The 22,758-nt window shown below is 63.1% G+C and carries 19 protein-coding genes and 1 pseudogene; 17 read left to right on the top strand and 3 right to left on the bottom strand.

Annotation, left to right across the window (positions count from 1 at the left end):
- The first annotated feature begins 5 nt into the window (after positions 1 to 5).
- Entirely contained in the window at positions 6 to 1,139 is a 1,134-nt protein-coding gene (locus tag OG874_RS17705) for an NDMA-dependent alcohol dehydrogenase (protein WP_330256232.1), read from the top strand.
- Positions 1,140 to 1,561: 422 nt separating this feature from the next.
- Here the strand turns inward: OG874_RS17705 and OG874_RS17700 are convergent, their stop codons facing one another.
- Complete coding sequence (locus tag OG874_RS17700) at positions 1,562 to 2,764, bottom strand: CaiB/BaiF CoA transferase family protein (protein WP_330257324.1); 1,203 nt, start codon at positions 2,762 to 2,764, stop codon at positions 1,562 to 1,564.
- A gap of 674 nt (positions 2,765 to 3,438) precedes the next feature.
- Between OG874_RS17700 and OG874_RS17695 the strand changes: the two genes are divergently transcribed.
- The 9 genes from OG874_RS17695 to OG874_RS17655 all read left to right on the top strand — a co-directional run bounded on the left by OG874_RS17695 (position 3,439) and on the right by OG874_RS17655 (position 13,679).
- Positions 3,439 to 3,852: a Zn-ribbon domain-containing OB-fold protein gene (locus OG874_RS17695; protein ID WP_330256231.1), complete on the top strand. Its 414-nt coding sequence runs from the start codon at positions 3,439 to 3,441 to the stop codon at positions 3,850 to 3,852.
- On the top strand, positions 3,849 to 5,033 hold the full coding sequence (locus OG874_RS17690; protein WP_330256230.1) for a thiolase family protein: 1,185 nt from the start codon (positions 3,849 to 3,851) through the stop codon (positions 5,031 to 5,033). Before OG874_RS17695 ends, OG874_RS17690 begins: the two co-directional genes overlap by 4 nt.
- A complete protein-coding gene (locus tag OG874_RS17685) occupies positions 5,033 to 5,959 on the top strand; it encodes an ABC transporter permease (RefSeq protein ID WP_330256229.1) in 927 nt (308 codons plus the stop codon). Before OG874_RS17690 ends, OG874_RS17685 begins: the two co-directional genes overlap by 1 nt.
- Positions 5,952 to 7,019 carry an ABC transporter ATP-binding protein gene (locus OG874_RS17680; protein ID WP_330256228.1) on the top strand — a complete coding sequence of 356 codons (1,068 nt, stop codon included), beginning with the start codon at positions 5,952 to 5,954 and terminating at the stop codon, positions 7,017 to 7,019. The genes OG874_RS17685 and OG874_RS17680 overlap by 8 nt, the downstream gene beginning before the upstream one ends.
- On the top strand, positions 7,016 to 7,843 hold the full coding sequence (locus OG874_RS17675; RefSeq protein WP_330256227.1) for an ATP-binding cassette domain-containing protein: 828 nt from the start codon (positions 7,016 to 7,018) through the stop codon (positions 7,841 to 7,843). The genes OG874_RS17680 and OG874_RS17675 overlap by 4 nt, the downstream gene beginning before the upstream one ends.
- Positions 7,844 to 7,892: 49 nt before the next feature.
- A complete protein-coding gene (locus OG874_RS17670; RefSeq protein ID WP_330256226.1) occupies positions 7,893 to 8,843 on the top strand; it encodes an ABC transporter permease in 951 nt (316 codons plus the stop codon).
- Positions 8,844 to 8,911: 68 nt separating this feature from the next.
- Entirely contained in the window at positions 8,912 to 10,504 is a 1,593-nt protein-coding gene (locus OG874_RS17665) for an ABC transporter substrate-binding protein (protein ID WP_330256225.1), read from the top strand.
- 3 nt (positions 10,505 to 10,507) lie between these two features.
- Positions 10,508 to 12,070, top strand: a complete 1,563-nt coding sequence (locus tag OG874_RS17660) for an ABC transporter substrate-binding protein (protein WP_330256224.1) — start codon at positions 10,508 to 10,510, stop codon at positions 12,068 to 12,070.
- Between the two features lie 388 nt (positions 12,071 to 12,458).
- Positions 12,459 to 13,679, top strand: a complete 1,221-nt coding sequence (locus OG874_RS17655; protein WP_330256223.1) for an amidohydrolase family protein — start codon at positions 12,459 to 12,461, stop codon at positions 13,677 to 13,679.
- 62 nt (positions 13,680 to 13,741) lie between these two features.
- Here OG874_RS17655 and OG874_RS17650 read toward each other — a convergent pair whose 3' ends face one another.
- Positions 13,742 to 14,728, bottom strand: a complete 987-nt coding sequence (locus OG874_RS17650) for an NADPH:quinone oxidoreductase family protein (RefSeq protein ID WP_330257323.1) — start codon at positions 14,726 to 14,728, stop codon at positions 13,742 to 13,744.
- Positions 14,729 to 14,874: 146 nt separating this feature from the next.
- Here OG874_RS17650 and OG874_RS17645 point away from each other — a divergent pair, with 146 nt between their 5' ends.
- The 7 genes and pseudogenes from OG874_RS17645 (at position 14,875) to OG874_RS17615 (ending at position 21,478) form a co-directional block, all read left to right on the top strand.
- Positions 14,875 to 15,918: a phosphotransferase family protein gene (locus OG874_RS17645; RefSeq protein ID WP_330256222.1), complete on the top strand. Its 1,044-nt coding sequence runs from the start codon at positions 14,875 to 14,877 to the stop codon at positions 15,916 to 15,918.
- Between the two features lie 39 nt (positions 15,919 to 15,957).
- Positions 15,958 to 17,244 (top strand): acyl-CoA dehydrogenase family protein, encoded by a 1,287-nt coding sequence (locus tag OG874_RS17640; protein ID WP_330256221.1) that lies wholly within the window; start codon positions 15,958 to 15,960, stop codon positions 17,242 to 17,244.
- On the top strand, positions 17,241 to 18,017 hold the full coding sequence (locus OG874_RS17635; protein WP_330256220.1) for an SDR family NAD(P)-dependent oxidoreductase: 777 nt from the start codon (positions 17,241 to 17,243) through the stop codon (positions 18,015 to 18,017). The genes OG874_RS17640 and OG874_RS17635 overlap by 4 nt, the downstream gene beginning before the upstream one ends.
- 416 nt (positions 18,018 to 18,433) lie before the next feature.
- Entirely contained in the window at positions 18,434 to 18,934 is a 501-nt protein-coding gene (locus OG874_RS17630; RefSeq protein WP_330256219.1) for a hypothetical protein, read from the top strand.
- Between the two features lie 5 nt (positions 18,935 to 18,939).
- Positions 18,940 to 20,511 carry an AMP-binding protein gene (locus OG874_RS17625; protein ID WP_330256218.1) on the top strand — a complete coding sequence of 524 codons (1,572 nt, stop codon included), beginning with the start codon at positions 18,940 to 18,942 and terminating at the stop codon, positions 20,509 to 20,511.
- Positions 20,512 to 20,521: 10 nt separating this feature from the next.
- Positions 20,522 to 20,641 (top strand): annotated as a pseudogene (locus OG874_RS17620) (acyl-CoA dehydrogenase family protein); the annotation flags it as partial.
- Positions 20,642 to 20,722: 81 nt separating this feature from the next.
- The gene (locus OG874_RS17615) at positions 20,723 to 21,478 is read left to right on the top strand and encodes a hypothetical protein (RefSeq protein ID WP_330256217.1); all 756 of its coding nucleotides are present in this window, start codon (positions 20,723 to 20,725) and stop codon (positions 21,476 to 21,478) included.
- 258 nt (positions 21,479 to 21,736) lie between these two features.
- Here the strand turns inward: OG874_RS17615 and OG874_RS17610 are convergent, their stop codons facing one another.
- Positions 21,737 to 22,459, bottom strand: a complete 723-nt coding sequence (locus tag OG874_RS17610) for an alpha/beta fold hydrolase (protein ID WP_330256216.1) — start codon at positions 22,457 to 22,459, stop codon at positions 21,737 to 21,739.
- Positions 22,460 to 22,758 lie beyond the last annotated feature (299 nt).

Here is a 22,758-nt window from a genome sequence, read left to right as displayed (position 1 = left end):
CATTCATGCAGACCCAGGCAGCCGTTCTGTGGGAACGCAATTCGCCCTGGTCGATCGAGACGATCGAACTCGATGCGCCGAAGGAACAGGAAGTGCTCGTCGAGTTGCACGCGTCAGGAATGTGTCACTCGGACGAGCACATAGTGACCGGTGACATGCCGTTCGCATTGCCCTGCATCGGTGGACACGAAGGTGCGGGCATCGTGAAAGCGGTGGGCTCGCACGTCTCGTGGATCGAGCCGGGCGACCATGTCGTATTCAGTTTCATCCCGTCCTGCGGACGGTGTCCCTCGTGTTCGACAGGACATCAGAACCTGTGCGATCTCGGTGCGAAGATCTACAGCGGCAAGCAGATTCAGGACGGGACAGCGCGCCACCACATCCGGGAGCACGATCTCGCGCTGGCCTGTGGTATCGGCTCCTTCGCCGAACACACCGTCGTGAACGAAGCGAGCTGCATCAAGATCGAACCGCACCACCCGCTGGACCGCGCGTGCCTGCTGGGATGCGGGTTCATCACCGGATGGGGATCCGCGGTCTACACCGCGGACGTCCGGCCCGGTGAAACCGTGGTCGTGGCCGGTGTCGGTGGCATCGGCGCCGCGGCGATCCAGGGTGCGAGACTGGCCGGTGCGCGCACGATCACGGCGATCGACCCGAACGAGTTCAAGCGGGAGATGGCGCTGAAGATGGGTGCCACTCATGTCGCGGCATCCTGGGAAGAGGCCAAAGCTGTTGTCGCAGAGGCTACCTGGCATCGCGGTGCGGACAAGTTCATCACCGCCATGGGCGTCGGTGAAGGTGCGCTGGTATCGAAGGCCCTCGCGATGATCGCCAAGCGTGGCCGGTTGGTCGTCACCAACATCCATCCCATGCTCGAGCGTGAGGTGTCCGCGAATCTGATGGATCTCACATTGCAGGAAAAGCAGATCGTGGGAAGTCTCTATGGTTCGGCGAACCCCCGTGGCGACATTCCGAAGGTTCTCGAGCTGTGGGGTTCGGGTTCGGTCGACCTCGACGCGATGGTCACTCGGACCTACCCGCTCGAGAAGGTCAATGACGGATACGACGACATGCGTGCCGGCCGTAACATCCGCGGCGTTCTCAGTTACACCGCTGCGGAGACATCCGCGGCGTAGTCGAAACCGGACTCGTGAGCCCCTGCCGCTGCTCTGTCGGAAGCCGCAGGGCTCTTCGGTTGTGTCCCGCCGTCGCTGCGACTCGGTGAACCTTCAGCGGAAACACAGAGCGGGAGAGGTCGTCGCCGCGAACCCGCCCGGATCACAGCACGTCTGCCGACACCACCGGACCCACGGCGATGAGCCCGTCCGCTCCGACCACCTGAAGTACGTGCGTGCCCGGATCACGAGGCCGACAGTCCTGGTGAGCACGGTCGACGCGACGAACAGGTGCACGCGCCGCTGGTCGCCCCGATATCGTCTGTCATCACCGGAGGTGACCTGAGGATGGTTGTCGATATCAGGGCGGCCGGGCGGAGTCCGAACATGTTCCGATCAGCGCCGGTTGTATGTCACGGCACGGGTGGGGGCGTCGGCGGCTGTCAGAGGACCGCTCCGCTCACCTTGAGTTCGACGATCTCGTCCATCGACAGTCCGATCTCCTCGAGTACCTGATCGGTATGTTCGCCGTGTTCGGGCGCGCGCTTGACGTCACCGGGCTTCTCGTCGAATTGCACTGGCGCCGAGACGAGTTTGAAGTCGGTTCCGTTGGCATCGGTGACGTCGGCGATATAGTCGTTGGCTTCGACCTGAGGGTCGGTGACCACCTCGCGAGGAGTCTGTACGACCGACCACGAACCATCGATGTCCTTCAGCGCGAACCGCCATTCCTCCAGGCTCTTCCTGGCGAAACCCGCGGCGAGCACTTCGACGAGCGCGAGGTGGTTCTGCCCGCGCAGTGCGTGGCTGGCGAACCGTGGATCGTCGATCAGTTCCGGACGCTCGAGCACGCGCATGAGTTCCGGGAAGTATCGGTCGGATTCGAGCATGACGATCGCGATCGATCGGCCGTCGGCGGTGCGATAGCTGTTGACGAGCGGGTTCGCCGCGGTCGTGGGAACGGTCTTCGGGTATCGATCGAGTCCGAACGCGTGCGAGCCTGCGATCGTCGCTCCCATTGCCCATGCGCCGAGCGCGAGCAGGGAACCGTCGACAGTCAGTGCCTCGCCGGTGCGTTCACGATGAAACAGGGCCGAGGAGATCGCCCCCGCGAGTGTCAGGCCGCCGAGGGTGTCTCCGAATGCCGGTCCCGGCATGGTGACCGCGTATCCCAGCTCGTCGGGGCTGACATTGTCGGCGGCGCCGCTGCGGGCCCAGAACGAGGTCATGTCGTACCCGCCACGTTCGGCCTCCTCGCCCCGCTGCCCGGCTGCCGATCCACGGACGTAGATGATCTTGTCGTTGTGTGCGCGTACGTCCTCGACATCGATGCGGAGTTTCCTACGGGCGCCGGGGCGGAAGTTGGTGAGGAAGACGTCCGCGGTGGCGACGATCTTCATCAACAGGTCGCGGCCCTCCTCGGTCTTCAAATCCAGTGCGACGCTGCGCTTTCCGCGATTGGGCAGTTCGAACATATGGTTCACGCCACCGGCGGGGATGAGCCCGGAGCTGACCAGGCCACGCTGCGGGTCCCCGGTCTCGGGATGCTCGATCTTCAGCACGTCAGCGCCCCATTCGGTCAGGATCGCGCCTGCCACCGGTACATAGGTCCACGCCGCGACCTCGACGACTCGGATTCCGTTCATTACACCGACCACGAGAGAGCATCCTTTCGAAAGAGCTGGAGCAGTGGATCGGAACGCGTGCGCGCAGGCGCCGTGGGCTGTTCGGATGCCAGCTGCTGAGAAGCATCTGACTTAGTGTACATAACAGATCCGGCTGTATGTGGTCACGGTCACAAGGGTTCGATGCATCGTCGTCGCGAGGGCGGGTAAAGCCGGAGGGCCGATGGCAATTGCGCAACGTGAGCTGGATACGCAACGTGAGCTGGATATATGCCAGCCTTGCTGCGATGTGGCGGGTGGGGTTCGAGTCAACGGTGTGGCGAAGAGTGGTGCTTTTTCGTGTCAGGCGCCCGCGCGAGAGCTAGTATCGCGACGCGTGGCCCCTGCGTAAGCGGAGCGCTGTATCTGACGTTGTTATGCATATTGCGGCGGGTTATCCCGCAGGGCGCGCTTTCGGGTGTGCGGCTGACGACCTCTCGCACCTGAATGTGTACACACATGTCAGAGTATGCGGCTTTGATGTGGGTTCTACTCGACACTAAAGCCAGTCATGTGCGGTGATGTTCGGGTACTTACATGACACGACCATCAGATGTTAGTCTTCGTCCACGGTGACCGGAATCACTCGCAGCCTCGAGGGTGGCATGGATCATCAGCCGCGTCGGCACCGAACAGAAGGCAGTTGGAGGATGTACATGTCAAACGATTCGGGTCGAGTGCTCCCCGACGTGACCGAAGAGTCCCGTGCGTTCTGGACCGGTGGATTCGACGGCGAACTCCGCATCACCCGGTGCCGAGCGTGCAGAGGGTGGATCCATCCACCCGTCGGGGCCTGCTGGCGTTGCCGCAGTCTCGACGTCGCCCCCGAGGTCGCGTCGGGTAGAGGCAAGGTCGCGGCGTTCACCGTCAACCATCACCCATGGCTGCCGGCATTCCCTCCGCCGTATGTGATCGCGGCCGTCGAACTGGATGACCAACCGGACGTTCGCCTCACCACCTGCTTGGTCGAGGTCGACATCGACTCGGTCGACATCGGTATGGCGGTCGAAGTCGTTTTCGAGGAGCACGACGACGTGGCAATTCCTTTCTTCCGGCCGGTGACGGCATGACCTTCGTGGACAACCGTGCGGTGATCACGGGTATCGGACAGTCTCAGATCGGTCGTCGAATCGGCCGGACCGGAATCGCTCTCGCCCTCGAGGCTTCGGCGCGTGCGGTGGAGCACGCCGGTTTGTCGTTCGACGACATCGACGGGGTGGCCAGCTACCCCGGCCCGGTAGCGGCGGAGAGCGGGTTCGTCGGAGCGACCACCCATGACGTGCGCGACGCCTTCGGACTCGAAACGCGGTGGCATGTCAGCGGCGTCGAGACTTCGGGTCAGATCGGTACCTTGCTCGACGCGGCAGCGGCGGTGGCGTCGGGGCGGGCCGACCACGTGCTCTGTTTCCGCTCGGTCTGGGAGGCGACCGCTCAGGCGTCGGGACGCGCAGCCGCACTGACCTCGAAAATGGCCCGCGCGTCCGGGCATTCGGAGTTCCGGATGCCCTTCGGCGCGGCTTCACCGGCGAACTGGATCGGAATGTTCGCCCAACGGTATATGTGGGAGTTCGGGCTGACCAGGGAACAGCTGGGCAAGATCGTCATCAACAGTCGCCGCAACGCGGGGTTGAACCCCAATGCCATCTACCGCACTCCGATGACGATGGAGGACTACCTCGGCGCGCGCATGATCTCCACCCCGCTGGGCCTCTACGACTGCGATGTGCCTTGTGACGGCGCCACTGCCATTATCGTCTCGCGCCGCGAGGCATCGAAGGGCCTGAAGAACACACCGATCGCCATCGAGGCGGCCGGTGCGGGTCTCTACCAGCGCCACAACTGGGATCAGCGCGCCGACTTCACCACTACCGCGCCGTTCGACGCTGCCGCCTCGATGTGGGCGACCACCGATCTGACGCCGAACAACGTCGATTTCGCCACGCTCTACGACGGTTTCAGTTATTTGACCCTGCAATGGATCGAGGCGTTCGGGTTCGCCGACCACGGCAAAGTCGGTCAGTTCCTCGACAACGAGGAGCGCTACCGACTCGACGGCGCCCTGCCGATCAACCCGCACGGCGGACAGTTGTCGGCCGGTCGACTGCACGGTTACGGATTCCTGCACGAGGCTTGCGTCCAACTATGGGGCGAGGGCGGAGATCGACAGATCCCCAGGGACGTGGAGATCGCGGCGGTGGGAGTCGGCGGCGGACCCGAGGCCGGTTGCCTGTTGCTACGGAGGGACAGCTGATGACCGCCATCCCCGAGCCGTCGCCCGATCCCGCGGCGGGTACAGCGAAGACCGAACGGCCGCATCCGCTCTCACGCAAGAAGCGGTTCCGCGGCGGCCGCAAGTGGCGCGCGCTGAGGTCCAACGGTGCGGCGATGGTATCGCTGGCATTTCTGGTGCTGTTGGTGCTCGTCGCTGTTTTCGGGGTATTGCTGATGACGCACGACCCCAACGCCCAGGCGCTGGGTGAACGACTGCAAGGGCCGAGTGGAGAGCATTGGTTCGGTACCGATGGCTACGGGCGTGACACGTTCAGTCGGCTGGTCGATGCCACGCAGATCGCGGTGTTGGCGATAGTGCAGGCGATGGCCTTGGCATCCGTGGTCGGTATCCCGTTCGGGCTTCTGGCCGGCTTGGTCGGCGGACCTGTCGACGCGGTGCTCAGTCGGATCGCGGAAGCATTGCTCGCGCTTCCGCCGCTGATCCTGGCCCTCGCCGTCGTCAGTGTCCTGGGGCCGGGTTTGACCAATGCCATGATCGCCGTCGGATTGCTGCTGGCTCCCCGACTGTTCCGTGTGGCCAGATCCGAAGCGCAGGCGGTGGCGGGCGAGTCCTACATCGAAGCGTGCCGCAGCGTGGGGTGCTCGAACTTCCGCTTGCTGTGGCGCCATGTTCTGCCGAATGCCAGCTCCGCGTTGATGATTCAGCTGACCTTCGGCGCCGGAATCGTGATCATCGTCGAGGCCAGTCTGAGCTTCCTCGGCCTCGGCGTGGAATCGCCGCAGGCGAGCTGGGGATCGATGCTGCAAGACGCATTCCAGAACGTCAATGCCTCACCCAGCTTCATGATCGTGCCGACGGTGGCGATCGTGCTGACCGTGCTCGCCCTTTCCACCTTCGGAGACGGTATGCGCGATGCTTTCGAAGGACGTGGCGCACATGGCTGACAACATCACGACGAACTCGCCCGGGACACCGGATACATTGCGCGGCAGCGGTTCCGACGCATGCATCGGTGGGGTTGTGCTCGAGGTCTCGAACCTGTGTATCGAGTTCAAGACCGAGCACGGATGGTCGACGGTTGTCGACCATCTCGATCTCACCCTCCGTCGTGGTGAAACCTTGGGTTTGGTGGGTGAGTCCGGTTCCGGCAAGACGGTGACGTCACTGGCGATCATGGGCTTGCTCAGCGGGCCACGGGTGAAGATCACCGGATCGGTCCAGCTCGAAGGCCGCGAACTGGTCGGGCTGAGCAATCGTGAGATGAATGCGCTGCGCGGCAAAGACATCGGGATGATCTTCCAGGAGCCGCGTCGATCGCTCAATCCGGCGTTCACCGTCGGAGACCAGATCGCCGAAGTCGTCCGTCGGCACAGTGACGGTGTCGGTAGAGGTCAGGCGTGGGCCCGCGCGGTCGAGATGCTCGAACTCGTCGGGATCCCCGATGCGGCCGCTCGCGCGCACGAGTACCCGCACCAGTTCAGTGGCGGGATGTGCCAGCGGGTCATGCTGGCCATGGCGGTGGCCTGCGAACCGGTGGTGCTCATCGCCGACGAGCCGACGACCGCATTGGATGTGACGGTCCAGGCTCAGGTGCTCGAACTGCTCACCGAACTCCAGGGACGGATGGGGCTGGGCATCCTGTTCATCACCCACGACCTCGGTGTCGTCGCCGAGACCTGCGACCGTGTCTCGGTGCTGTACGGGGGGCAGGTAATGGAGAGCACCGGAGCCGAGGAACTCTTCTACGACCCGCAGCACCCCTATACCGAAGGTCTGCTGGCATCGACTCCGGACGCTCAGGTGCGTGCCGAGCGTCTGTACGCGATTCCCGGAACTGTTCCGGCAGCCTGGAATTGGCCCGAGGGCTGCCGTTTTCACCCTCGCTGTAGCTATGCGCAGGCCGGACTTTGTGACAGCGGAGCGGTCTCGTTGACCGGTGCCGACGTGCACCGGGTCCGCTGCGCGCGGGCCGACGCGCTCGCGTTGGAAGGAATCAAGAGATGACCACCGTTCTCGAAGTCGACAACATCGTCAAGTCGTTCGTCAAGAAGCGCAACGTGTTCGGTATCGCGACCGAGCGCACGCACGCGGTCAAAGACGTTTCCTTCACAGTGGAGAAAGGTCGCACTCGCGCGATCGTCGGCGAGAGCGGTGCGGGGAAGTCCACGATCGGCCGAATGGCGTTGCGACTGGAGACGCCCGACACCGGCGCGATCAGACTGTTCGGTAACGACATTCTGCAGATGTCGTCGAAAAACGTTCGGCGACTGCGGCGTCGGGCCACCATGATCTTCCAGGATCCGTTCAACTCCCTCGATCCCCGCATGCTCGTCGGGCAGTCCGTAGCGGAACCCCTGACGCTGCATACCGATCTGCGGGGTCGGGAACGCGAGAACAAGGTGGCAGAACTGCTCGAGCGGGTGGGACTGCGAGTCGACCAGATGGAGAAGTATCCGCACGAGTTCTCCGGCGGACAACTGCAGCGGATCGCCATTGCCCGTGCACTCGCGACCGAGCCCGAGCTCATCATCTGCGACGAGCCCGTCGCCGCGCTCGATGTCTCTATCCAGGCTCAGGTCCTCAATCTTCTGCAGGACCTGCAGCAGGAGCGCCAGATCAGTTACCTCTTCATCTCCCACGACCTGGCTCTGGTGAAGATGTTCGCTCACGACGTGACCGTCATGCGTCGCGGTGAAATCGTCGAGTCCGGTTCTACCGAGCGGATATTCGAGGACCCGAAGGATGCCTACACCAAGGATCTGCTGTCCGCGATTCCGGTGATGAATCCACGAAAACGCGCCGCGCGCCGTGCATTGGCGGCGTCATGACGAAGTTGTCTCTTACCACCACACTGCACGCGACCGAGGAGTCGGGTCCATGCTCAAGCTAGTCTCCAGCCGCATTCTTGCGTCGGTACCGTTGCTGCTTCTGGTGGCTTTTCTGTCCTTCGCCCTGCTCGAATTGGCAAACCGCGGTACCGATCCGGCGGCTCGTATCGCCGGTGACGGTGCGAGCCCGGAGCAGATCGAAATGATCCGCCAGAATCTCCATCTCGACTCGCCCATGATCGTCCGATATGTGGAGTGGGTGGGCAAAGCTGTCACCGGTGATCTGGGAACATCCCTCTACAGTGGTCAGGCCGTGACCGATGCTCTCATGGAGCGGGTCTGGATTACCGGGTCCCTGGCTCTGTGGGCGATCATCTTGACCGTAGTCATCGGGATTCCGCTCGGTGTGTGGGCAGCGGTGAAACAGGGGTCGATCGTCGACCGGGCGGTGACTACTGTTGCAGCACTGCTGATGTCGGTTCCACCGTTTGTGCTCGGACTGCTGCTGGTCATCACATTCGCCATCACCAGAACGTGGCTACCGGCCACCGGTTACGTGACGATCGCCGATGGCGGAATCATCGAATGGGCACGGCACCTCATTCTGCCGGGTATCGCGCTCGCCGCGGTGTCGGCGGCCGAGTTGGCCCGTCAGACACGCGGTTCGATCGTCGATGCGATGAACAAGGACTACGTGCGCACCTCGCGGGCGAAGGGTCTCAGCGCACGCAGCGTCCTGTGGAAGCACACGATGAAGAACGCCGCGATCTCCATCGTCACTGTGCTGGGTATGCAGATGGGACGCATCCTCGGTGGTGCCGTCACGGTCGAATTCGTCTTCGCCATATCCGGATTGGGAATGCTCGGTTACACCGCCGTGGTGCAACGTGACCTGCCGATGGTGCAGGGGGTGGTCATCATCAGTGCGTTGGTAGTGCTCGTCTGCAACCTGTTGGTCGACATGTCGTACGGCTACCTCAATCCCAAGATCAGAAAGTAGCCGATCGAATCCGCTCCACTCCGGCGACAATTCGGCCTTTGCCCTGCGAAAAAGGAACAGACACAGTCATGAAGGTTCACAACCGAACTCGGTTCGGCTTACAGGTTTTGGTAAGTCTGGTAATGGTTGCCGCGGTCACCGCGGCCTGCGGTGGCGGTGGTACTTCGTCGACCGCCGACGGGCGGGGCGCCGACCCGAGCAAAGTCAATCTCAATGCCACGCTGCGGTACGCGTGGACGGTGGGACCGAACAATCTCGACCCGCACCAGTCGGCGAACTATCAGATCGATTTCAATTACCTTTCGCCCGTGTACGACCGACTCACACAGGCGGTCGCGGGACCGGCGATCGCGCCGATGTTGGCCCAATCGTGGGCGTTCGCGCCGGACGGCAGGTCCGCGGATTTCAAGTTGCGCACCGACGCGAAGTTCCACGACGGTACCCCCGTCAACGCCGCCGCCGTGGTGAAGAGCCTGCAACGAGCGACTGATCCGACGCGTGCCCGTGCGGCGGGCGCGCTGACGTTGATCACCGGCATCCAAGAGATCGACCCCACCACTGTCAGGATCTCGACGTCTCGTCCCGCGGTCGACCTACCGGCAGCGCTGTCGAGCACCGTCGCCGCGATCATCAATCCTGCCGCAATCGACGGCAACGTAGACCTGTCGGTGGAAACGGCAGGATCGGGGCCGTACGTCGTGGACGAGGTTCGCCGTGGCGACCGCATCACCTACAGCCGTTTCGACGGATACTGGGATCCGGAGGCGCAGAAGGCTGCGAAGCTCGAGATCATCGGTATCACCGACGACAACGCGCGGCTCAATGCGTTCCGTAGCGGACAGATCGACGTCATGCTGGCGAAGGCCGGGCAGGCCGATGATTTGAACACCCTCCTGCGCCTGCCGCAGTATCGACTCCACAGTTTCCCGGCCGCTCAGTACTATGCGGTGCAACTCGACATCGGCCAGCCGGGTCTCCAAGATCCGCGAGTCCGTCAGGCGCTCAATTTCGCCATCGATCGTAACGGAATCAACGGAGCTCTCCTGAAAGATCAGTGCGCACCGATTTCGCAGCCGATCGCGCCGGGGATCGAAGGAACCGATCAAGAATCCGACGGCCGATACACCTACGACCCGGACAAGGCGCGTCAACTCCTCGCCGAGGCCAAAGCGCCGGCAGATCTACGGCTGAAGGTGATCACTGTCGCCGGTCTCTCTCCGCAACAGGAGATGGCGACCGCTATCCAGGCGCAGTTGGCCGAGGTCGGTGTCGGACTGGACATCGTCCCGCTGTCGACTGCCGATGCGCAGTTGCGAATGGGCACGGGCAAATACGCGCTGCTCAACCCGCGGCTGACCTACCCCACACCCGCACAGTCGCTGCAGAGTAATTACCTCGTGCCGCTGCGGTTCCCGACTGCTCCTTCGCGGGAGTTCACCGACGCGGTCAACGCGAGTCTCGACCCGAACATCAGTGACCAGGAGCGGATCGGCCTGTACACCACCGCGTCGCGGATCGCGTCCAAGGATGCCTACGACGTGTTCATCTGTGGCATTCCGACGCAGGCTGCGTTCACGGACAAGGTGTTCGGTATCGACAAAGCCGGTCAAGGCGATTTCTCCGGCATTGTCGACACCCGGTACGTCGGAAAGACGTCGTAGACGATGAACACCGGCACAGTGGCCCGGGTGGCCGCGGTTTCGATCTGTCTGTTGATGCTGACGTCCTGTGGGACACCGGATCAGGCGCGGGAGGGGGCCCGGTCGGTCGATCGTGGAGCAACGCTGCGGGTGGCCGGAAACGTGGTCCCCAACAACCTGGATCCGCACCAGTCCGGGAACTATCAAATCGATTTTCCGTTCCTGTCTCCCGTGTACGACCGACTGACACAGGCGGTTGCGGGCCCCGCGATCGCGCCGATGGTGGCGCGATCGTGGGAGTTCGCACCCGATGGCTCGTCGGTGGATTTCTTCTTGCGAGACGATGTTTCGTTTCACAGCGGTGCGCCGGTCGACGCGGCCGCGGTCGTCGCCAGTCTCGACCGTGCCCGAGATCCCGCGCGATCGAGGGTGGCCGGTCGCTTCGACATGATCTCGAATGTCGAAGCGCTCGATACCTGGACGGTTCGCATCTCGACCAACCGGCCAGCAATCGACCTGTCATCCGCACTGTCCACCACCGAGGCGGCGATCGTCGATGTGGCGGCGATCGCCGCCGGATCCGATCCCGCCACTACCGATGTGGGTTCCGGGCCGTACGAGTTCGACGTGATCCGCCCGGGTGATCGCTTCACCTACACCCGGCACGAGGGGTACTGGGATCCGGAAGCGCAGAAATCGGCACGCCTCGAGCTGATCGGGTTGGCGGACGACAACGCGCGGCTCAACGCATTCCGGTCCGGCCAGGTCGACGCCATCAAGATCGATCCGGATCAGTTCGACGAGGCGCAGAACGTGCTGCGCCAGCGAGGATTCGAATTTCACCAGTATCCGGTCGTCCAGTCCTACGCCGTCCAACTCGACATCGGCACCCCCGGGCTGGAGGATCGTCGAGTCCGGCAGGCGTTGAACTATGCGATCGATCGCAAGGGAATCAATGACGCTCTGCTCGACGGCACCTGTCCGCCGCTGTCGCAGCCCCTTCCTGAGGGAGTCGTCGGCCACGACAACTCCAGAACCGAGTTGTACACCTTCGATCCGGACCGGGCTCGGCGGTTGCTCCGCGAAGCCAACGCGCCCGACGACCTGTCGATCGACCTGATCTTTGTCGCCGGCGCATCGCCACAGCAGGAGATGGCCACCGCTGTGCAGGCACAGTTGAGGGATGTGGGGGTCGATGTGCGGCTCCAGCCCATCCCGGCTGTGGATGCGCAGGCAACCTTTCAACGGGGCCACAAGGCACTGCTGAACTCACGGTTGGCCTACCCGCTGCCCGGGCAGTCGTTGCTGTTGAACTACATGGCCGCGTACCGCTTTCCGACACCGCCGTCCGCCGAGTTCTCCAACGCGGTGCTACGGAGCCTCGATCCCGCTGTGTCCGACGACGAGCGGACCGGATTGCTGACGCGTGCCTCTTCGGTTGCTGCCGACGACGCGTACGACGTCTATCTGTGCGGCGTTCCCACCATGGCGGCCTATTCGTCCCACACAGTCGGGATGGACACTCTTGGGCAGTCCGACTTCACCAGCATTTTCGATGTGCGGTACGCGGGTAAAACGTCACACTGAGGGCCGCACCACGGTGCGTTCGTCGATCCCGTTGCAGCAGAACGAGTCTGAGCATGACCGAAGCGGGATGCACACCCCTACGCGTCGACTGACCCGGAGGTCGAGGACCGTGCGATGTTCGACCGCGACGACGGCTATGGGGCTTAACGGTAATATGTACGAAGCGTCAGAAATATGACAAACACCGATGTCGGGGCAGGATCGAATAGTTCGATTCCATGGCAAACGGAACGTAATCAGCAGGTAGAGATCCACAAGCGTTGACCTTCGTGATGGCCATCACTACGATGACACTATGTCAGATTGACCGTTGTTCATGCCTCGGATGCTGACACATCGGATGGCGCGGCGCCCAAGAGCCGTCATCCAATTCACGTAGGGAGCCACAGTGCCGCTTCAGGACCATATGCAATTGATCTCGGTGGACGATCACCTCATCGAACCGCCGAACGTGTGGACGGATCGTCTGCCGAAGAAGTTCCATGCGGAGGGGCCGCGGATCATCGAGATGGATATGAGCAAGAGCGGCGGCGACGAAGGTCTGTCCAAGGTGCTGCTCGCGTCCGCACGTGGTGAAGGTGGTCGTGCAGCACAGGCCAAGGTCGCCCAGGTCTGGTCGTACGAAGGCAAGGTCTACCCCAACATCGGCCTCAATGCCGTCGCCGGCAAGAAGCCGCAGGAATACGGCATGGACCCGACCCGGTATTCGGACATGCTGCCCGGCTGCTACGACCCCAAGGCGCGTGTCGCCGACATGGACATCGACGGCGTTCAGGCTGCGTTGTGCTTCCCGTCGTTTCCGCGTTTCGCCGGAACAGTCTTCATCGACCACAAGGACAGTGAGCTCGCGCTGCTCTCGGTTCAGGCGTGGAACGACTTCCATCTCGACGAGTGGGCCGCCACCGCCCCCGATCGCTTCATCCCGCTCATCATTCTGCCGCTGTGGGATCCGCAGGAGGCGGCGAAAGAGATCTACCGTTGTCATGCCAAGGGCGCCAAGGCGATCACATTCCCGGAGAACACTGTCGGGCTCGGTCTGCCGTCCTTCTACACCGATCACTGGGACCCGGTCTTCCGCGCGGCCGAGGAGACGAAGATGCCGTTGTGCATGCACTTCGGATCTTCCGGCAAGGCTCCGATGACTTCACCCGAGGCGCCGATGGCTGTGATGATCGCGCTGTTCGGAACCAATTCGATGTACGCGACCGCCGATCTGTTGTTCTCGCCGGTGTTCTACAAGTTCCCCAACCTGAAGGTCGCTTTGTCCGAGGGTGGAATCGGTTGGATACCTTATCTTCTCGAGCGTATCGACCTCACGTGGGAGAAGCATCGCTGGTACCAGAATGTGAACAAGGAAGTGCGGCCGTCCGACATCTTCCGGAGGAACATCTACGGCTGCTTCATCGATGACCTCGAGGGTGTGTCGCGTCGGCACCAGATCGGCGTCGACAACATCACCTGGGAATGCGACTACCCGCACTCGGATTCGAACTGGCCCAACAGCCGTCGGTTCACCGAGAAGTTGCTTGCCGAGGTGCCGGACGACGAAGCGCACAAGATCGTCGAACTCAACGCGCGAAAGCTGTACCACTTCCCGCGTGTGAGCTGAAACGCCGATCGTCGACAGGGCGCCCCACGGGGCATTTCGCGGGGCAGCCCTTCGTCGTCGACCTAGCGATGCCCGGGACGTACGTCGATGATCGTCTTGCCGATCGACCGTCTTTGTGCGACCTCTTCGAGTGCCTCGCGGGTGTCGCGCAATGGATAGCGCGCGTGGATGGTCGGGCGGATGCGGCCGGTGCGCCACAGGTCGGCGAACTCCGCGCGGTCCCGAGAAGCACTGTCCGGGTCGTGCTGCGCGAAGGTTCGGATCTCGAGCCCCTTGATCACCGCGCCCTTGAGAAGTATCAGGTTCACCGGAATTCGGGGGATCTCGCCGCTTGCGTAGCCCAGGGTGACGAACGTCCCGCCCCAGCGTATTTCGCGCAGCGCGGGCTCGGAGTGGCGGCCGCCGACCGGGTCGATGACCGCATCGAGAGCGCCGGGGCCGACGGTGCCGCGCAACTTGTCGCGCAGATCCCCTGAGCTGTAGTCGATCGTGACACGGGCACCTTTGGATCTGGCGGCCTCGAGCTTGGCCGGAGATGACGCCGCCGCGACCACCTTCGCGCCCATCGCGGCGGCGATCTCGACGGCTGCGAGCCCGACGCCACCACCCGCTCCGAGGACCAGAACCGTGTTGCCCGAGGAGATTCGGGCAACCGAACGTAGCGCGTGATAGGCGGTGAGGTGGCAGACCCACGTCGCCGCCGCGGCAGCGAAGTCGAGGCCGTCCGGTATCGCAGTCGCCACCTCGGCGGGGGCGACGAGGTATTCGGCGAACGCACCCGGCGCCAGCACCGCGACTCGGTCTCCCATGACGAGGCCGTCGACGCCGTCACCGATGCCGCTCACGATGCCCGCGGCCTCGTGTCCGGGGATGTAGGGCAGTGGAGTCCGGGTCTGGTAGTTACCCGCGATCATCAGGGTGTCGGGAAAGTTCACGGCGGCCGCGTGCACCTCGACGAGGATCTCGCCGGGGCCGGGTGTGGGCACGTCGACGGTGTCGATCTCGATCGCGTCGGGGGTGCCGAGTCGGTGGATTCGGGCGGCCGACATCGTCGGTGCTCCTGTGCTGCCCATCGCGTGGGTCGGGCTCATCGTTTCCTCTCCTGTGAGCAGTCTGTGACTCCCCACCTGCGAATATGTGAAGGTTTCTCTCTAGAGTAATTGCGTTCTGCAAAATGAGTCATTATGTTCTGACTATGACCGATCAAGCAGTGACCACCCCGTCGTTGGACACCGAATCGCTGAGTCGATGGATGGACGCGCAAGGTCTCCCCGGTGCCGGTGAGCGTGCCCAGGCACGTTCCCTGACGGGCGGGTCGCAGAACGAACTCTTCGAGATCACCCGTGGCGGCGAGAAGATGGCACTTCGCCGACCCCCGAGTTACGGCGTCGAAGGTCGCGCGAAGGTCTTGATGCGGGAGGCCCGTCTGCTGAAAGGGCTTGCCGGAACGGATGTTCCGCACGCGGCGCTGCGCGGGGTCACCGATGACGAGTCGGTGATCGGCAGCCCGTTCTACCTGATGGATCTCGTCGACGGCTGGAGCCCGATGGGCGCCGGCTGGATCGCGCCCTTCGATACCGACCTCGACGCCCGTGGCGGACTGGCGATCCAGCTGGTGGACGGCGCGGCGAAGATGGCGCGTGTGGACTGGAAGGCCCGCGGTCTCGAGGGTTTCGGCAAGCCGGAAGGATTTCTCGAACGGCAAGTCGATCGCTGGCTCTCGCACCTGTCCGGCTTCAAGTTTCGTGAACTACCTGGTCTGGACGAGACGGCGAAGTGGCTCAGTGAGCACATCCCGTCCACCTTCGAACCGGGAATCATGCACGGCGATTACCAGTTCGCCAACGTGATGTACCGTCACGGGAAGCCCGCCGAACTCGCCGCGATCATCGACTGGGAGATGGCGACGATCGGTGATCCCTTGCTGGACCTCGGCTGGGTCCTCGTCGGCTGGCCGCCCGAGGGCGACGCGATGAAACACGCCCGCTACCTCGACTACGCCGGGATGCCGTCCCGTGCGGCGATGCTCGAGCACTATGCGACGGTCAGCGGACGCGACGTGTCCGCCGTGGACTACTACGTCATCCTCGCTCGATTCAAGCTCGCCATCGTGCTCGAGGCCAGCGTCGCTCGGCACGCCAAAGGCGAGGCGGACGAGCGCGTCGCGCGGTTCGGACCCATCGCACTCGAACTGATGGAGTTCGCCGCATCGTTGTCGCGGACCACCTCGTACCGCTGAGTCGAACTTTTTCTGGTAATCGCAAACGAGGAGTTATTCATGGCATGGGATTTCGAGACCGACCCCGAGTTTCAGAAGAAACTGGACTGGGCGGCTCAGTTCGTTCGCGACGAGATCGAGCCACTCGATCTGGTGTGGCCACACGACAATTACAAACCACTCGACGACGAACATCGCCGCATCGTCGATCCGCTGAAGCAAAAGGTTCGTGACCAGCAGCTGTGGGCGTGTCATCTCGAACCGGCCCTGGGCGGCCAAGGCTACGGTCAGATGAAACTCGCGTTGCTCAACGAGATTCTCGGTCGATCCATTTGGGCGCCGGTCATCTTCGGAACGCAGGCCCCGGACACCGGAAACGCCGAGATCATCGCGCATTTCGGCACCGCGGAGCAGAAAGCCGAGTACCTGGCTCCGCTGCTGGCCGGAGAGATATTCTCCTGCTACTCGATGACGGAGCCGCAGGGCGGCGCCGACGTCGGACAATTCGAGACCACCGCGGTTCGTGACGGTGACGACTGGATCATCAACGGCTACAAGTACTTCTCGTCCAACGCGAGGTACTCGACGTTCTGCATCGTCATGGCGTACACGAACAAGGACGCGGGCCCGCACAAGGGCATGTCGATGTTCCTGGTTCCCACCGATACCGAAGGCGTCGTCATCGAACGCAACGTTGCGCTGATGCACGAGCCCGCGGCGGAGGGTTCGCACGCGTACATGCACTACGACAATGTCCGTGTGCCTGCGACCGCGATGCTCGGCGACGAAGGGCGTGCCTTCGAGGTGGCCCAGGTGCGCCTCGGTGGCGGACGCGTCCACCACGCCATGCGGACGGTGGGTATGGCCCAGCGCGCATTGGACATGATGTGCGAACGCGCACTGAGTCGCACCACGCGCGGCAAGCCGCTCGCCGAGCGCGAGACCGTGCAGACCTACATCGCGGAGTCGTACGCTCAGTTGGCACAGTTTCGCCTGTTCGTCCTGCAGACCGCCTGGCTCATCGACAAGACCCAGGACTACTCGAAGTGCCGCAAGGACATCAGCGCCATCAAGTTCCTGACGCCGAAGGTGCTGCACGACATCGTCTCTCGTTCCATCCAGGTGCACGGTGCACTCGGCGTCAGCCAGGACACCCCGTTGGCGCACATGTGGGTCAGCGCGCCGGTGATGGGTCTCGTCGACGGGCCCACCGAGGTACACCTGCGCCAGGTCGCCAGGGGAGTGCTGTCCGGGTACACGGCGATCGACTCCCTGTGGCCCAGTGAACACATTCCGTCCAAACTCGGTGCGGCCGAGGCCGAGCTCGGGATCAGGGGACAGCGATGACGGTGCAGGAGAACTCGATCGCACTGACCGGCCGTCGCGTGGTGGTCACCGGCGGTGCGAGCGGTATGGGTGCCGGCCTGGTACGGGCATTCCCGAAACTGGGAGCGAACGTCGTGTCGATGGACCTCGTGGAGGATCCGGGCGCCTCGATCGCGCAGGACGCGGGCGCCGAGTTCGTGGCGTGTGACGTATCCGAAGCCGAGTCGGTGAAAAGCGCACTGGGGCAGGCAGTGTCACTCCTCGGAGGGCTCGACGTCCTGATCCACGCGGCCGGAATCGCACCGGGCGGCGCCGCCGAGGACATCACCTTCGACACGTGGTCGAAGGTGATGTCCATCAACGCGACGGGGACGTTCCTGACCAATCAGGGTGCCTTCGAACATCTGCGGGCCTCGGGCGGGCAGATTCTCAACTTCGCCTCTGCTGCCGGTGTGCACGGATTGCCCAACAAGGCCGCCTACTCGGCCAGCAAAGGTGCGGTGGTGGCTTGGACGCGCACCGTCGCGCGCGAGTGGGCGCGATACGACATCACCGTGAATGCGATCGCTCCGGCGATCTGGACTCCGATGTACGACAAGACTCGAGCGTCGATGACACCCGAGCAGTTAGCGGCGCACGACGCGTTCATGGCGTCTGCGGTTCCCTTGGGCGGCAAGCTTGGTGACGTCGAGGAGCACTTCGTTCCCGTTCTCGCCTTCCTGTCCAGCAACGGTGCCCGCTTCATGACCGGTCAGGTCTTTCCGGTCGACGGCGGCACCCTCATGATGCGGTAGGAGCTGTCGACCTGCCGGCCTAGGGCGCCGGCAGGTCGACGAGCTCTCTCGCATGCTTCTCGGGCAAGGACATACATCTGACAATATCGTCACTTTAAGGTTTTTGGCGGTGTTTCGGGAACAATCTGTCAGAACGTGACCATAGATCACCTATCTTGACAGGTGGTATGGGTCACATTACTGTCCATTAGTGTCAGATGCAGACCGAGGAAACGGGTCGGTGGCTCTGCGCACATATTCCTGGAGACGACATCTATGCGATTCGACGGCACGTTGCTGGGGTTACCGGGGCGGGCAATCGAATCGGTGCGGCACTTCGACGAGGAGTCGTTTCCGCACCGGAAACACTTACGAACTCGACGGCGGAATGATGCCAGCTCTGCCGAAGTAGCGAGGATCGAGCGGAGGAACTCATCATGTACGGCGGTCCACGCATCAAACATCTGGACGAAGTGCCTGCCGAGGAGATGCTGAGATTCCGATTCGAGGACGGACATACCGCATCGATCTGGGAGAAGTGGATCGAGCTGTCGCCCGACTACGTCGCGTTCTGGAACAGATGGGACCCGGGTGCGATGACGCCGCAGCACGGGCATCACGGCAATCACATCAACTTCATCGTCCAGGGGGAGATTCGCAGCAAGGACGGGGTGTGCGGTGTGGGCAGCCACATCATGCTCGAATACGGCGATCTGTTCGGGCCGTGGGTCGCCGGACCCGACGGATGCGAACTGTACGGATTCATTGCCGGCGAGGGCGCGCCGTTCCCGGGTGACCCGGCATTGTTCGCCGCCCTTCTCGAAGAACATGGCGCGGAACAGATCCCGCTGCCCCTTCCGCGTCGGCTGCCACCCTGGTCGTCGCTCACGAAGGCCGCGAGCCACGTCGCAGGCTGGACCCACGAGCCCGAGGATTAGATCCCATGTCCGTCACCACCGAGGCGCCGTCGTTGACGCCGGATCACTGGGCCGAGCGCGATCCCGATCGGATAGCAGTCCTGGTCCCGGGCGGCACATCGCTGACATACGCCGAGCTCGCGCGACAATCCCGGGCTTTGGCCGGAAACTGGACCGATCGCGGGATAGTCGCGGGCGACCGCGTGGCGATAGTCATGGAGAACCGGTCCGACTATCTCGTCGTCGCGATCGCGGCTCTGCGAACCAACGTGCGGTTGGTGGCCGTCGGGATACACCTGACGCTCGACGAGGTCGCGCACGTCATCGCGGATTCGGACGCTCGGCTGGTGGTCACCACCGCCCGCTACGTCGATCTGGTCGGCGCCGCGGTGGCATCGGCTCCGGCCGTCGAAGCCGTTCTGGTCGCGGACGGCGACAATTCGCCACTCGCCGACAAGTTCGACCGGCTCTACTGCGATGTAGTAGAGCCGGGCACACCCTCGACGGCGGGGAATCGACAGGGCGCGTTCATGTTCTATTCCTCCGGTACCACCGGGAAGCCCAAGGGGATTCTCCGCGACATGCCCGATGTCTCCTTCTCGCAGGGCGATCCCTTGACTGCGGCGTTCGCCGCGACGTGGGGGTTCGATGAAGGATCGGTCTGGCTCAACTCGGCTCCGCTCTATCACGCGTACCCACTACAGAGTTGTACCTCCGTGATCCGGTGGGGCGGAACGCTGGTTCTGACAGAGCGATTCGAGGCCGAAGAGACGCTCCGGCTGATCGAGCGTCACTCCGTCACGCACACCAGCGTGGTGCCGACGATGTTCGTCCGGTTGCTCAGACTGCCGACCGAGGTGAAGGCCCGCTACGACGTGTCCAGTCTCCGGTGTGTGATTCACGCCGGAGCCGCCTGCGCGGTCACGGTCAAGCAGGCGATGATGGATTGGTGGGGGCCGATCCTCTACGAGTTCTACGGTGGCAGTGAGAACGTCGGAATGGTGCTCATCTCACCACAGGAGTGGCTCGAGCATCCCGGGTCGGTCGGAAAGCCCGCTCCGGGAACGATTTCGGTACTGGGTGACGATCACGCTCCGGTACCGCCGTACGTCCGAGGCGGTGTCTGGTTCGATCACGCGCCGCGCTTCAGCTACCACAAGTCCCCGGAGAAGACCGCGGGGGTCTTCGACTCCGAGGGCCGTGCGTCACTCGGCGACCTGGGGTATCTCGATGACGACGGCTACCTGTACCTGGACGGACGCCGGGTGGATCTGATCGTCTCCGGCGGCGTCAACATCTATCCCGCCGAGATCGAGGACCGGCTCGCCGAGCATCCCGCAGTCCTCGATGTAGCCGTCGTCGGAGTACCAGACGACGAATTCGGCCAGCAGGTGAAGGCGGTCGTCGAGCTCGAGAGCGGATTCTTCGGCGGTGCAGAACTCGAAGCCGAACTGATCGCCTACACGCGAATGACCTTGGCCGGGTTCAAGTGTCCCAGAACAGTTTCGTTCGAGCCGAGCCTGCCGCGGACTCCGACCGGAAAGTTGCTCAAAAGGATCTTGCTGGACCGGTACTGGACGAGCAACAAGCAGGAGTGAGCACGTCACCCCGCGCATCGGCGAGTTCGAGAAGGCCGGGATGGTCGCGCGTGAACTGAACCGAGCGGCTGGAGAACTCGGAATCGTCGGCCTACAGATTCCCGAGGAATTCCGCGGCGGCGGTAAATGACGGCGGGCGGATTCGATCTGCCCGCGGAATCTTCTCGGCCGACCATGGCCGAGAGTTGCAATAAATGAGTGAGGGAACAAAATGCGGAAAAACAACGCGGATGAAACACGATCCGCACGCACATCTGGGAAGGCACGTGGCGTCACGATCACTGCCACATCCACCCTGCTGGCCGCGGCTCTCGGCATTGCCGCCGGACCCGCTGGCGCCGATTCGGCCACCGAAGCAGCGGTGAACTATCAGGCGACCAGCACGGACAAGGCCTCGATCGTCAGCACCGATGCCGGGTCGCTGGCGGTCGAAGACGGTGTGTTCAAGATCAAGGCCGCCAACGGAACAGTGCTCGCCGGCACCGAATTGTCGTTCCGGGTAGACGATTTCGTGTTTCCGATTGCGGCCGCTGTCACCGACCGCACCGCGACGCTCACACCGTTGTTCGACCTGGAGCATGCGCAGTACAAGCCCGTAGCATTGCCGTACGAGGATACTGCGCCGTGGAAGACCCCGTACGACCGTGAGCAGGCTGCCTGGTCACGCATGACGAGCACGATGACCATGGGCGCCACTGTCGGCACTGTCGTCGGCGGGATCGGTGGCGGCGCGCTCGGCTGCCTCCTCGGCGGTATCGCGGGTGCCACGGTCGCCGCCGTCACCATCGTCGGTCTGTTCGGTCCGTTCATTCCCGCTGCCGCGGTCGGCTGCCTCGGCGGCATCCTCGCCATCGGCGCGCTGGGAACCCTCGCTGGTCAGCTGCTGGTAACCGCCCCGGTGGCGATTTTGTCGATGGCCCAGTATTTCACCACGATCAACCAGCCCCTACCCGCTCCGGCGAAGTGAGCGATATCAGGCAGGCGCGCACGGTGTGATCCGATTCTCGACACCGGGACCAATCGGTAACACCTGGGTCGCCTCGTCCAGATTCTATTGGTCCGGTGGACGCTGAGTGAGCGAAGTCGGGGCTCGACCAATGGTCGGGGCTCGACCAATGCCAGGTCCGCGAATCGCGGACCTGGCATTCCCACGCTCTCGGCCGCGGCGGTGCGGGTCCGGCGAGGTGTCTGCCGAACCCATTCCACCTCCTCCGCACCCGGTTCCCTAGTGAAAACGCGCATCGATCCATTCGGTCGCGCGCGCGAAGAAGTCCTTGTTGTTGAGGGCGAGATCAATCGAATGTCCGGCGCCAGGAAGTATGTACGCCTCGACATCAGCGTTCGGGTAGAACGGCTTCTCCGACCGATAGAGACTGTCGGCGCTCGAGCAGTCGGTGAGCGACCATGCCGCGCCCTGGGCGCAGAACACCCGGTCGCGACTCCCATTGGCGAGAAGTACCGGAACTCGAATGTTCAGTGTCGCAGGGATATACGCTGGAATTGTGAGAAACATGCCCGCGGTTCCGGCTTTACGATCGGCTTCATCCGCCGCGACGACTGCGGGATCGCTATCGGCGGGGTCGTGGAACTCGGCGGCTCTCAGATCAACTGTACTGAGATAGGTGACGTCACCAGGGGTTACGTCGTTCGCGGTGAGCGGGTCCTGCTCGGCGATACGGACGGAGCCGACGACGTCTGCTATCGCGAGCGGCCCAGGGGCGTGCGAGGCTCCGCTGGCGATAATGCCGTCGACATCCTGGAACACCGATGCTTCGATAAGCGCGGCGAGTGTGCCGAACGAATGTCCGGTGAGCACCACCTTGTCCCACTTTCGACCGAGATCTCCATTGCGCGCTGCTCGGACGACATCGTGGATCGCGGTGGCGTGCGACAGCGCGGTGACGAGCAGCCCCGGCCCTTTCGAACTGCGTCCGACACCGAGTATCACTGCTACTCCGTTCGGGTGAATTTCGACAATCTGACAATAACGTCACTTGTGCGGTTTTCGGTGCGATCCACCGAAAACGTCACGTCGGAGTCGGAGTCGGCGGCGGCGAAGTCGAACATTGCCGTTCGACAGAAGATGACATAGATGCCAGAATTAATCGATCAGCGTGTGGACATGTCTCGTGCAATCGAGCCTATCCGAACTGAAAATGCGCAGTGCTAGGCATGTTATTGACATATGGTGTGACTCACACTACTGTCCGTTTCTGTCAGATAGCGAGCCTTGGAGAACCGGCCGGT

This window comes from Nocardia sp. NBC_00565 (assembly GCF_036345915.1).
Classification (GTDB): domain Bacteria; phylum Actinomycetota; class Actinomycetes; order Mycobacteriales; family Mycobacteriaceae; genus Nocardia.
This window is presented reverse-complemented; position numbering and strand designations above follow the sequence as displayed.

What these genes read in the sequence shown, in the direction of transcription:
- OG874_RS17665 (WP_330256225.1), top strand. Translation starts at nt 8,912, where the DNA reads ATGAAGGTTCACAACCGAACTCGGTTCGGCTTACAGGTTTTGGTAAGT.
- OG874_RS17645 (WP_330256222.1), top strand. Translation starts at nt 14,875, where the DNA reads ATGACCGATCAAGCAGTGACCACCCCGTCGTTGGACACCGAATCGCTG.
- OG874_RS17650 (WP_330257323.1), bottom strand. Translation starts at nt 14,728, where the DNA reads ATGTCGGCCGCCCGAATCCACCGACTCGGCACCCCCGACGCGATCGAG.
- OG874_RS17675 (WP_330256227.1), top strand. Translation starts at nt 7,016, where the DNA reads ATGACCACCGTTCTCGAAGTCGACAACATCGTCAAGTCGTTCGTCAAG.
- OG874_RS17685 (WP_330256229.1), top strand. Translation starts at nt 5,033, where the DNA reads ATGACCGCCATCCCCGAGCCGTCGCCCGATCCCGCGGCGGGTACAGCG.
- OG874_RS17680 (WP_330256228.1), top strand. Translation starts at nt 5,952, where the DNA reads ATGGCTGACAACATCACGACGAACTCGCCCGGGACACCGGATACATTG.
- OG874_RS17700 (WP_330257324.1), bottom strand. Translation starts at nt 2,764, where the DNA reads ATGAACGGAATCCGAGTCGTCGAGGTCGCGGCGTGGACCTATGTACCG.
- OG874_RS17695 (WP_330256231.1), top strand. Translation starts at nt 3,439, where the DNA reads ATGTCAAACGATTCGGGTCGAGTGCTCCCCGACGTGACCGAAGAGTCC.
- OG874_RS17615 (WP_330256217.1), top strand. Translation starts at nt 20,723, where the DNA reads ATGCGGAAAAACAACGCGGATGAAACACGATCCGCACGCACATCTGGG.
- OG874_RS17670 (WP_330256226.1), top strand. Translation starts at nt 7,893, where the DNA reads ATGCTCAAGCTAGTCTCCAGCCGCATTCTTGCGTCGGTACCGTTGCTG.
- OG874_RS17625 (WP_330256218.1), top strand. Translation starts at nt 18,940, where the DNA reads ATGTCCGTCACCACCGAGGCGCCGTCGTTGACGCCGGATCACTGGGCC.
- OG874_RS17635 (WP_330256220.1), top strand. Translation starts at nt 17,241, where the DNA reads ATGACGGTGCAGGAGAACTCGATCGCACTGACCGGCCGTCGCGTGGTG.
- OG874_RS17690 (WP_330256230.1), top strand. Translation starts at nt 3,849, where the DNA reads ATGACCTTCGTGGACAACCGTGCGGTGATCACGGGTATCGGACAGTCT.
- OG874_RS17660 (WP_330256224.1), top strand. Translation starts at nt 10,508, where the DNA reads ATGAACACCGGCACAGTGGCCCGGGTGGCCGCGGTTTCGATCTGTCTG.
- OG874_RS17705 (WP_330256232.1), top strand. Translation starts at nt 6, where the DNA reads ATGCAGACCCAGGCAGCCGTTCTGTGGGAACGCAATTCGCCCTGGTCG.
- OG874_RS17640 (WP_330256221.1), top strand. Translation starts at nt 15,958, where the DNA reads ATGGCATGGGATTTCGAGACCGACCCCGAGTTTCAGAAGAAACTGGAC.
- OG874_RS17630 (WP_330256219.1), top strand. Translation starts at nt 18,434, where the DNA reads ATGTACGGCGGTCCACGCATCAAACATCTGGACGAAGTGCCTGCCGAG.